Here is a 10,422-nt window from a genome sequence, read left to right on the forward strand (position 1 = left end):
CGCGCACGAACACGGGCACCACGATACAGGGCCGATGAAGGTATTCGGCTTCTGGATCTACCTGATGAGCGACTGCATTATCTTCGCCACTCTGTTCGCAACTTATGCCGTTCTGGTGAACGGCACTGCTGGCGGGCCGACCGGTAAAGATATTTTCGAACTGCCGTTTGTTCTGGTTGAAACCGCGCTGCTGCTGTTCAGCTCCATCACCTACGGCATGGCGGCTATCGCCATGTACAAAAACAACAAGAGCCAGGTGGTTTCCTGGCTGGCGCTGACCTTCCTCTTCGGGGCAGGGTTCATCGCGATGGAACTCTATGAATTCCATCACCTGATTGTTGAAGGTATGGGCCCGGATCGCAGCGGCTTCCTGTCAGCGTTCTTCGCGCTGGTCGGCACCCACGGTCTGCACGTGACCTCCGGTCTGATCTGGATGGCGGTGCTGATGGTACAGGTTTCTCGTCGCGGCCTGACCAACACTAACCGTACCCGTATCATGTGCCTGAGCCTGTTCTGGCACTTCCTGGACGTAGTGTGGATCTGCGTGTTCTCGGTTGTCTATCTGATGGGGGCAATGTAATGAGTCATTCTAGCGATCATAACGGCGCTTCTCACGGCAGCGTAAAGAGCTACATGACAGGTTTTGTCCTGTCGATCATTCTGACGGTGATCCCGTTTGCTATGGTTATGAGTGGCTCCGCATCGCATGCGGCTATTCTGGGGACTATCCTGGTCACCGCTGTTGTGCAGATTGTGGTACACTTGGTGTACTTCCTGCACATGAACAGCAAATCTGACGAAGGTTGGAACCTGACCGCATTTATCTTCACCGTAATCATCATTGCTATCGTTGTTGTAGGCTCCATCTGGATTATGTGGAACCTGAATTACAACATGATGATGCACTAAGAGCGGCGTGTATGTTAAACCAATACCTGCAAGTAACGAAACCTGGCATCATTTTTGGCAACCTGATCTCCGTGATCGGCGGTTTCCTGTTGGCCTCCAAGGGCCACATCGACTATCCGCTGTTTGCATGGACGCTCCTTGGGGTGTCCCTGGTGGTCGCCTCGGGTTGTGTATTCAACAACTACATCGACCGTGACATCGATCGTAAGATGGAACGGACGAAAAACCGGGTGCTGGTCAAAGTGCTGATCTCGCCACAAGTTTCGCTGGTATATGCCACCTTGCTGGGTATTGCTGGCTTCATGCTCCTGTGGTTCGGCGCTAATCCCCTGGCCTGCTGGCTGGGGGTGATGGGGTTCGTGGTTTATGTCGGCGTCTACAGCCTGTACATGAAACGCCACTCCGTCTATGGCACGCTGATTGGTTCTCTCTCCGGCGCCGCGCCGCCGGTGATTGGCTACTGTGCGGTGACCGGTAATTTTGACAGCGGCGCGGCGATTCTGCTGGCTATCTTTAGCCTGTGGCAAATGCCTCACTCCTACGCCATCGCGATTTTCCGCTTCAAGGATTATCAGGCGGCGAACATTCCGGTTCTGCCGGTGGTGAAAGGCATTTCCGTGGCCAAAAACCATATTACGCTGTACATCGTGGCTTTTGCCGTCGCTACGCTGATGCTCTCCCTGGGCGGCTACGCCGGGTATAAATACCTGGTGGTCGCCGCCGCGGTGAGCGTCTGGTGGTTGGGGATGGCGCTGCGCGGTTACAAAGTGGCGGATGATAAAGTCTGGGCGCGTAAGCTGTTCGTCTTTTCTATCGTTGCCATTACCGCGCTGTCGGTGATGATGTCCGTCGACTTTATGGTGCCGGATTCACACAATCTGCTGGCCTACGTCAGATAAGATTGTCGCTCTGACAAACCCCGCTGAGGCGGGGTTTTTTATTGCCGTTTCTTCATCCCTTCACCCGCATCGCCTGTCAGCGATAGCGCAACCCGGTGCTCGCCGGAGCATTATCGCCATCATCTCGCCGCCGGGAACGCGCGCCGTGACCAGCCGCCCCAGTACAATGCAGTAGCTGTTTTTTACCCATAAAGGACAGTAAAAAAGAAAATAAATTTCAAAATAAAATAAAATGAAAACATAAAACCACTCAAAAGCCACCTCACATTTACGATCTTCCTGTTACCCGCCGCTTAATGCACCACTAAAAACAGGGTTAATACGCTGATTTAATAGACGATAAATCTTCATAACATTAACTCAGTAAATTTTATCGCACACCTCTGTTCCTCATCATTTTTCGATCCCTCTCGCATAAATAAAAATTTAATTCCATATAATGACAAAATGAAATTTTCAATACCAAAGCCATTCTGCAGGATAAGGTGCCGTTGCTGGAACCGGCGCGTTCCTGATGAGGAAAGAGACCATCGGCGTCTTCCTTCTTCGGCAGCGGCGTGGCTCGCAATTTTTCAGACATCCGTAGTTTCTTTTATTTAAAGGAGAACACCATGTTAAACGGCATGAAACCCCTGTCCCGCTCCCTGCGTTGGGGCATGGTCGGCGGCGGAGCCACCAGCCAGATCGGCTACAGCCACCGCTCGGCCGCGCTGCGCGATAATGTCTTTACCCTGCTGGCTGGCGCGCTCGATATCGATGCCGAGCGCGGTCGTCAGTTTGGTCAGCAGCTTGGGATCGCGCCGGAACGCTGCTACGCCGATTATCAAACGCTGTTCCGCGAAGAGGCGCTACGCCCGGACGGTATTGAAGTGGTGTCGGTAACCACGCCGAACAATACCCATTTCGCCATCACCAAAGCGGCGCTGGAAGCCGGACTGCACGTCATCTGCGAAAAACCGCTCTGCTTTACCGCCGCGGAAGCCCAGCAGCTGCGGGAGCTGAGCATCAAGCATAACAAAATCGTCGGCGTCACCTATGGCTATGCCGGGTATCAGATGATTCAGCAGGCGCGCCAGATGATTGCCGACGGGCTGCTCGGGCAGATTCGAATTATCAATATGCAGTTTGCCCACGGTTTTCATAATGAAGCCGTCGAGCTGCAGGCGGAGTCGACCCGCTGGCGCGTTACGCCGAAGTATGCCGGACCAAGCTACGTGCTGGGCGACCTGGCAACGCATCCACTCTTTGTCGCCGAAACGATGGCGCCGCACCTCAACATTCGCCGTCTGATGTGTTCCCGCCAGAGCTTCGTGCAATCACGCGCGCCGCTGGAAGATAACGCCTTTGTGCTGATGGAATATGATAATGGCGCCATCGGCTCAATGTGGACCAGCGCGGTGAACAGCGGGGCAATGCATTCGCAAAAGGTGCGTATCGTCGGTGAAAAGGCGAGCATTGAGTGGTGGGATGAACGTCCTAATCAGCTAAGCTACGAGGTGCAGGGTGAACCGGCCCGCGTTCTCGAACGCGGCATGCCCTATCTGAGCGCCGAAGCGTTAGCCGAAGATCGTATCGGAGGCGGCCACCCGGAGGGGCTGTTTGAGGCGTGGGCAAACCTCTACCGGCGCTATGCGATAGCCATCGATGCGATGGATCGGGGCGATCGCGAGTTTCTGCAAAACTTCTGGTACCCGGACGTTGAGGCGGGCCTGCACGGGGTATACTGGGTAGAACAGTGCGTGAAATCCGCCGACGCCGGCAGCCAGTGGGTGGACTTCAATTTACAATAAATGCCGTAGGCCAGTGGGGGTCTCTCCACTGGTTTCTGTGTTCCTTCCGCGCTTATCTCATCATGCAACACAGCCGTAATATCTGTTAAACAAACATTTATTTACGCTTCTGGCTGCCACCACTACACTAGTCGCAGTTTTTAGATTGAGGTGGTAATGAACGATAACAAAATGACGCCAGGTGAACTGCGCGCAACCTGGGGTCTGGGGACCGTATTCTCGCTGCGTATGCTCGGCATGTTTATGGTTCTGCCGGTTTTGACCACCTATGGCATGGCGCTACAGGGCGCCAGCGAGGCGCTAATTGGCCTCGCTATCGGTATCTATGGTCTGGCTCAGGCGGTATTTCAAATTCCGTTCGGCCTGCTTTCCGACCGCATTGGTCGTAAGCCGCTGATCGTCGGCGGCCTGTTGATCTTCGTTATCGGCAGCGTTATCGCGGCGTTGAGCGACTCCATCTGGGGCATCATCCTCGGCCGCGCGCTGCAGGGTTCCGGCGCCATTGCCGCAGCGGTCATGGCGCTACTCTCCGATTTAACCCGCGAACAGAACCGCACCAAGGCGATGGCCTTTATCGGCGTCAGCTTCGGCGTCACTTTTGCTATCGCCATGGTGCTGGGGCCGATTATCACCCATCAGCTGGGCCTGCACGCGCTGTTCTGGATGATCGCCATCCTGGCGGCGATCGGTATCCTGCTGACGCTGTGGGTGGTGCCCAACAGCCATAATCACGTGCTGAACCGTGAATCAGGGATGGTCAAAGGCTGCTTTAGCAAAGTCCTTGCCGAGCCAAAGCTGCTGAAGCTTAACTTCGGCATTATGTGCCTGCACATCATGCTGATGTCCACCTTTGTGGCCCTGCCTGGTCAGCTGGAGGCCGCCGGTTTCCCCGCCGCCGAACACTGGAAAATTTACCTGGTCACCATGCTGATTTCCTTTGTCTCAGTGGTGCCGTTTATCATCTATGCCGAAGTGAAGCGCAAGATGAAACACGTGTTCCTGTTTTGCGTCGCGCTGCTGCTGGTGGCCGAAATTGTCCTGTGGGGCGCAGGCGGCTATTTCTGGGAGCTGGTAGCGGGCGTTCAGCTGTTCTTCCTCGCCTTTAACCTGCTGGAAGCGCTGCTGCCTTCCTTAATCAGCAAAGAGTCGCCGGCCGGCTACAAAGGGACCGCCATGGGCATCTATTCGACCAGCCAGTTCCTTGGGGTAGCGATTGGCGGCTCACTCGGCGGTTGGGTTGATGGTTTCTTTGATTCCCAAACCGTGTTCCTGCTCGGCGCGCTGCTGGCGATGCTGTGGCTGCTGGTTGCCGGGACGATGAGCGAACCGCCGTACGTCAGCAGCCTGCGGGTCGAAATTCCCGATGATGTGGTGGCCGATCGCGCGCTGCAGGAGCGTCTGCAGAGTACAGATGGCGTCAAACAGGTTCTGGTGGTGCCCGACGAACGTTCGGTGTATATCAAAATCGACAGCAAGGTGACCAACCGCTTTGAAATTGAGCAGGCCATCAAAGGGGTATAAAAAAAGCGGGGAACTCCCCGCTTTTTTATTGGCCGACGTTTACAGATGATACGCCTGCGCAGACCCGGCTTAGTCGCGGAAGTTTTTGAACTGGAACGGCTGTCCCAGGTCGCCGCCGCGCACCAGCGCCATAACCGCCTGCAGATCGTCGCGCGCCTTACCGGTGACGCGAATCTCTTCGCCCTGAATTTGCGCCTGCACCTTCAGCTTGCTGTCTTTGATCAGCTTGACGATTTTTTTCTGCGTCGCGCTCTCAATCCCCTGCTTCAGTTTGGCATCGACGAACCAGGTTTTCCCGCTGTGCACGAACTCATCCGGCACTTCGATAGAACTGCCTTCAATGCCGCGTTTTAACAGCTTAGCGCGCAGAATATCCAGCAGCTGGTTAATCTGGAAATCAGATTCGCTGAGGACCTTGATGGTCTCGTTTTTTTCGTTCAGTTCGAAGCTCGCTTCAACGTTACGAAAATCAAAACGCGACTCCACTTCACGGGTCGCATTCTCTACGGCGTTTCGAACTTCCTGAAGATCGACTTCAGAGACAATATCGAAAGATGGCATCTTTTCCTCTCCTTCTGTTTCTTTTGCGTTGCATAATACCCGCAACGCGACATAACTCAACTGGTTATCCGGCAAGCATAGCCGATGATGCCCTGCTCAATGCCCGGCCAGGGCGCAGATGAGAGGGCTGCAGCCGTCAGAACAACGAGTATATACTTTAGCTATGAATGCCTGAGGTAGTCGCAGGTGAGGAGGAATAATGAAAGTAACCGTACTCGGATGCGGTGCACTGGGGCAACTCTGGCTCACCGCGCTGTGCAAACACGGACATGAAGTCCAGGGCTGGCTACGGGTTCCACAACCCTTCTGTAGCGTCAACCTGATCGAGACGGACGGCACTATTTTTAATGAATCGTTAACCGCTAACGATCCCGACTTTCTCGCCAGCAGCGACCTGCTGCTGGTAACGTTAAAAGCCTGGCAGGTCTCCAACGCGGTAAAAAATCTCGCCGAAACTCTGCCCGTGACATCGCCGATTCTGCTTATCCATAATGGCATGGGCACCGTCGATGAACTCAAAGGCGTCCGGCAGCCGCTGCTGTTGGGCTCAACCACCCAGGCCGCGCGCCGCGACGGCAACGTTATCGTTCATGTTGCCAACGGCACCACCCATATCGGCCCGGCAAAAGAGTATCCCGAGGATTACAGCTACCTTGCCGATATTCTGCAAAGCCTCCTGCCGGATGTCGCCTGGCACAATAATATCCGCCCGGCCGCGTGGAGCAAGCTGGCGGTCAACTGCGTGATTAACCCGCTGACCGCGCTAAAAGAGTGCCGCAACGGCGATTTACGCGACTATCCGCAGGAGGTAGCCACCCTCTGCGGCGAGGTAGCCGCGGTCATGGAGCGCGAAGGTATTCATACTTCAGCAGAAAACCTGCTATTTTATGTCCATCAGGTAATTGAAAGTACGGCAGAAAATATCTCTTCGATGTTGCAGGATATTCGCGCGCAGCGACACACGGAAATCGACTATATCACCGGTTTTCTGCTGAAGCGCGCCCGCGCCCACGGCCTTGCCGTACCGGAAAACGCCCGCTTGTTTGAACTGGTAAAGCGTAAGGAGAATGAATATGAGCGCGTCGGCACTGATTTGCCTCGCCCCTGGTAGCGAAGAGACCGAAGCGGTCACCACGATGGATTTATTAGTTCGCGGCGGCGTGCAGGTTACCACCGCCAGCGTCGCCAGCGATGGCGGCCTGACCATCGTCTGCTCGCGGGGGGTCAAACTGCTGGCCGATGCGCCGCTGGTCGAAGTCGCTGACGGTGACTATGACATGATCGTCCTTCCCGGCGGCATTAAGGGCGCGGAATACTTCCGCGATAGCCCGCTGCTGGTAGAGACGGTCAGGCAGTTTCATCTCTCCGGGCGGATTGTCGCCGCGATCTGCGCGGCTGCCGCTACCGTGCTGGTTCCGCATAATCTTTTCCCGATCGGCAATATGACCGGCTTTCCGGCGTTGAAGGAGCAGATCCCCGCCGAACAGTGGCAGGATAAGCGTGTGGTCTGGGACCCACGGGTCAACCTGCTCACCAGCCAGGGGCCGGGAACATCGATTGATTTTGCACTTAAAATGATCGACCTGCTGGTGAGTCGCGAAAAGGCCCATGAGGTCGCTTCACAGCTGGTGATGGCGGCGGGAATTTATAACTACTACGAAGCCTGATTTGCCGAGGCGGTCATCCCGGACAAGGCAGGAGAGCCTTATCCGGGATGACCGTGATTGTTCGCGCTTTACGGGCGGTAAACCTTCACGTTCTCAAAGCCCTGCTCGCGCAGATACAGCGCCTGCAGACGGCTCATCACGCCACGCTCACACCACAGCAGCCAGGTTTTGCTCTGGTCAAGCTCGCCAAATTTGGTGCTCAGCTTGTAGAACGGTAAGGAAACCACGTCGACACCCTCTACCTTAAGCGGCTTATCATCCTGCTCGTCAATAGAGCGAATATCGAGAATCACGTCGTTCGGGCCAAACCCGGTCACGGTCTCAACTTCCACCACGTCCTGCTGGGTCTGCTGGGCGATTTCGCGAATATCCACGTTATTCGCCTCCTCAACCACTTTATCGAGGATGCTGAAGTCGAAATTTTCCTCTTCCGCTTCAATCTTCGCCTTCACCGCTTTCACGGTCGGGCTCTTCGAGATCACGCCGCAATACTCCGGCATGGTGCGGGCAAAATCTTCGGTACCGATTTCCCGCGCCAGGTCGATGATGTGCTCTTTATCGTGAGAAATCAGCGGACGCAGGATCAGCGTATCGGAGACATTGTCGATCAGACGCAGGTTGGTCAGGGTCTGGCTGGAGACCTGGCCCAACGCTTCGCCGGTAACCAGCGCCTGCACGCCGTAGCGCTCGGCCACTTTCGATGCCGCGCGGACCATCATGCGTTTCAACACCACGCCCATCTGGCCGTCGTCGACTTTTTCGAGGATCTCGCCCACTACCGGCTCGAAATTAATCGCCACGAAGCGCACGCGGTGGGAGCTGCCGAAGCGGTTCCACAGATAGTGCGCCACCTGGCGAACGCCGATTTCATGCGCCGCGCCGCCGAGATTAAAGAAGCAGTAGTGCACGCGACAGCCGCGACGCATCAGCATGTAGCTGGACACGCCGGAATCGAAACCGCCGGAAATCAGCGATAGCACGTCTTCCTGGGTGCCGATCGGGAAGCCGCCGATCCCTTCATAACGCCCTTTCACCAGCAGCAGACGATCGTTTTCAATTTCCAGATTGACCGTAACATCCGGGTCAGTCAGCTTCACGCGCGCCGTTTCAATATGCTGGTTCAGGCCGCCGCCGACGTAGCGTTCCACCTCGATAGAGGTAAATTCATGCTTACCACGACGTTTTACGCGCACGCAGAAGGTTTTGCCTTCCAGAGCCTCGCGCCACAGCGGCAGCGTTTTCTCAAAAATATCGTGCAGGGAGGTGAACGGAACGTCTTCGACTTCCAGAATATGGTGGATACCTGGGATTCGGGTCAGCGCGTCGCGAATAATCGGACGCTGATTTTCGTCTTTCGCGCGAACTTCGATATGATCCCAATGACGAACGACGGCAAGCGTCTCATCATAGTTTTTGAGAACGTTACGAATGTTCCCGGTTAAGATTTTAATGAAGCGCAATCTCACGGATTGGCTTTTGATGGTGATTTCCGGGAACAATTTAATGATAAACTTCATGGCGACAATAGTTCGTTGGCAAGCCCGACGGGGCTTTAAGCAAAAGTTGTACTGCAGTGCACCGCGGTGCCTGCATCCAGGGAGCGCAGTATATCACCATTGAGTGCATTACGCCTCGCATTGCGCGTTTTACACAAAATCATTCAGGTTCGCTCAAGGCGGCAGGCGCGCGCCGCGGGTTGCCACCATCGGCTACGGCGCCGCGAAAGAATGACGTGTATATTTGCTTAACCACGTGACCTGGTTACCATATTGGTGTCGCGACATTACAAGAGTCTATATTCACTATGCCAAAGAAAAATGAGGCCCCGGCCAGCTTTGAAACCGCCCTGGGCGAGCTGGAGCAGATTGTTAACCGTCTGGAAAGCGGCGCTCTGCCGTTAGAAGAGGCGCTCAGCGAATTTGAGCGCGGCGTGCAGCTCGCGCGTCAGGGGCAGAGCAAACTGCAGCAGGCCGAGCAGCGCGTACAAATTCTGCTGGCCGACAGTGAGGATAGCCCGCTAACGCCTTTTACGCCGGACGCTGAATAAATGGATTTCTCGCAACAATTACAGACTTGTGTTGAACAGGCCAACGAGGCGCTGCGCCGTTTTCTCGCACCGCTGCCTTTTCAGAACACTCCACTGGTTGAAGCTATGCAGTATGGCGCATTATTAGGCGGCAAACGCCTGCGCCCCTTCCTGGTTTATGCCACCGGCGAGATGTTCGGCGTCAGCCGCACCACGCTGGATGCGCCAGCCGCCGCCGTCGAATGTATACATGCTTACTCTCTGATGCATGACGATCTGCCCGCCATGGACGATGACGATCTGCGTCGCGGTTTGCCGACCTGCCATATTAAATTTGGCGAAGCGAACGCAATTCTCGCCGGAGACGCGCTACAAACGCTGGCGTTTTCTATACTGAGTGATGCGCCAATGCCCGAAGTGCCGGACAGCGATCGCCTGGCGATGGTCTCCGAGCTGGCGCACGCCAGCGGCGTGGCCGGCATGTGCGGCGGACAGGCATTGGATTTGCAAGCAGAAGGCCAGCAGGTAGACCTGCAGGCGCTGGAGCGTATCCATCGCCATAAAACCGGCGCGCTCATCTGCGCGGCGGTGCGCATGGGAGCATTCAGCGCGGGTGAACGCGGCCGTACGGCCCTGCCGGCGCTCGATCGCTTTGCGCAAAATATCGGTCTCGCCTTCCAGGTCCAGGATGACATTCTTGACGTGGTAGGGGATACTGCGACCCTTGGCAAACGTCAGGGAGCCGACCAGCAGTTAGGCAAAAGCACTTACCCCGCGCTTCTGGGACTGGAGCAAGCCCGCAAAAAAGCGCATGACCTGATAGAAGACGCCCGCCGGTCGCTCAATGATCTGGCCGCGCAATCTCTGGATACTACGGCACTGGAAGCGCTCGCGAATTACATAATTCAGCGCGATAAATAAACAATAAATGAGTCTCTGATGAGTTTTGATATTGCCAAATACCCGACCCTGGAGCTGGTTGATTCCACCCAGGAGTATCTTATGTTTCCGAAAGATAGCCAGCCGAAACTGTGCGACGAAATAATGCT

General features: G+C 55.5%; 13 protein-coding genes. 10 read left to right on the plus strand and 3 right to left on the minus strand.

Annotated elements, in window-relative coordinates; all coding sequences use genetic code 11:
- The 3 genes from ACI2JR_RS27020 to cyoE all read left to right on the plus strand — a co-directional run.
- Positions 1-580 (plus strand): cytochrome o ubiquinol oxidase subunit III (locus tag ACI2JR_RS27020; protein WP_462479954.1); only part of this gene is annotated, 580 nt, incomplete at its 5' end.
- Complete coding sequence (locus tag ACI2JR_RS27025; RefSeq protein WP_132728431.1) at positions 580-909, plus strand: cytochrome o ubiquinol oxidase subunit IV; 330 nt, start codon at positions 580-582, stop codon at positions 907-909. The genes ACI2JR_RS27020 and ACI2JR_RS27025, both read left to right, overlap by 1 nt.
- 11 nt (positions 910-920) lie before the next feature.
- Positions 921-1,808 carry a heme o synthase gene (gene cyoE, locus ACI2JR_RS27030; protein ID WP_462479955.1) on the plus strand — a complete coding sequence of 296 codons (888 nt, stop codon included), beginning with the start codon at positions 921-923 and terminating at the stop codon, positions 1,806-1,808.
- 370 nt (positions 1,809-2,178) lie between these two features.
- Here cyoE and ACI2JR_RS27035 read toward each other — a convergent pair whose 3' ends face one another.
- Positions 2,179-2,388 (minus strand): hypothetical protein, encoded by a 210-nt coding sequence (locus ACI2JR_RS27035; protein ID WP_462479956.1) that lies wholly within the window; start codon positions 2,386-2,388, stop codon positions 2,179-2,181.
- Positions 2,389-2,419: 31 nt separating this feature from the next.
- On the opposite strand from ACI2JR_RS27035, the gene ACI2JR_RS27040 reads away from it, so the two are divergent.
- On the plus strand, positions 2,420-3,598 hold the full coding sequence (locus ACI2JR_RS27040; protein ID WP_462479957.1) for a Gfo/Idh/MocA family protein: 1,179 nt from the start codon (positions 2,420-2,422) through the stop codon (positions 3,596-3,598).
- Between the two features lie 156 nt (positions 3,599-3,754).
- Positions 3,755-5,119: an MFS transporter gene (locus ACI2JR_RS27045; protein WP_132728427.1), complete on the plus strand. Its 1,365-nt coding sequence runs from the start codon at positions 3,755-3,757 to the stop codon at positions 5,117-5,119.
- A 69-nt stretch (positions 5,120-5,188) separates the two neighbouring features.
- Here ACI2JR_RS27045 and ACI2JR_RS27050 read toward each other — a convergent pair whose 3' ends face one another.
- Positions 5,189-5,680, minus strand: coding sequence for a YajQ family cyclic di-GMP-binding protein (locus ACI2JR_RS27050; protein WP_004858653.1), 492 nt, complete (start codon positions 5,678-5,680; stop codon positions 5,189-5,191).
- 199 nt (positions 5,681-5,879) lie between these two features.
- On the opposite strand from ACI2JR_RS27050, the gene panE reads away from it, so the two are divergent.
- Both panE and yajL read left to right on the plus strand, forming a co-directional pair.
- Positions 5,880-6,791: a 2-dehydropantoate 2-reductase gene (gene panE / locus ACI2JR_RS27055; protein ID WP_462479958.1), complete on the plus strand. Its 912-nt coding sequence runs from the start codon at positions 5,880-5,882 to the stop codon at positions 6,789-6,791.
- A complete protein-coding gene (gene yajL, locus ACI2JR_RS27060; protein ID WP_132728423.1) occupies positions 6,754-7,347 on the plus strand; it encodes a protein deglycase YajL in 594 nt (197 codons plus the stop codon). Before panE ends, yajL begins: the two co-directional genes overlap by 38 nt.
- Positions 7,348-7,415: 68 nt before the next feature.
- Here yajL and thiI read toward each other — a convergent pair whose 3' ends face one another.
- Positions 7,416-8,864 carry a tRNA uracil 4-sulfurtransferase ThiI gene (thiI, locus tag ACI2JR_RS27065; protein WP_132728421.1) on the minus strand — a complete coding sequence of 483 codons (1,449 nt, stop codon included), beginning with the start codon at positions 8,862-8,864 and terminating at the stop codon, positions 7,416-7,418.
- Positions 8,865-9,151: 287 nt separating this feature from the next.
- On the opposite strand from thiI, the gene xseB reads away from it, so the two are divergent.
- From xseB to ACI2JR_RS27080, 3 genes are all read left to right on the plus strand, one after another.
- Positions 9,152-9,394, plus strand: coding sequence for an exodeoxyribonuclease VII small subunit (xseB, locus tag ACI2JR_RS27070; RefSeq protein ID WP_132728420.1), 243 nt, complete (start codon positions 9,152-9,154; stop codon positions 9,392-9,394).
- Complete coding sequence (gene ispA / locus ACI2JR_RS27075) at positions 9,395-10,294, plus strand: (2E,6E)-farnesyl diphosphate synthase (protein ID WP_132728418.1); 900 nt, start codon at positions 9,395-9,397, stop codon at positions 10,292-10,294.
- 18 nt (positions 10,295-10,312) lie between these two features.
- Positions 10,313-10,422: hypothetical protein (locus ACI2JR_RS27080; protein WP_462479960.1), on the plus strand; the 110-nt coding region annotated here is incomplete at its 3' end.

The organism is Klebsiella sp. NPDC088457, assembly GCF_044900465.1.
GTDB lineage: Bacteria > Pseudomonadota > Gammaproteobacteria > Enterobacterales > Enterobacteriaceae > Klebsiella.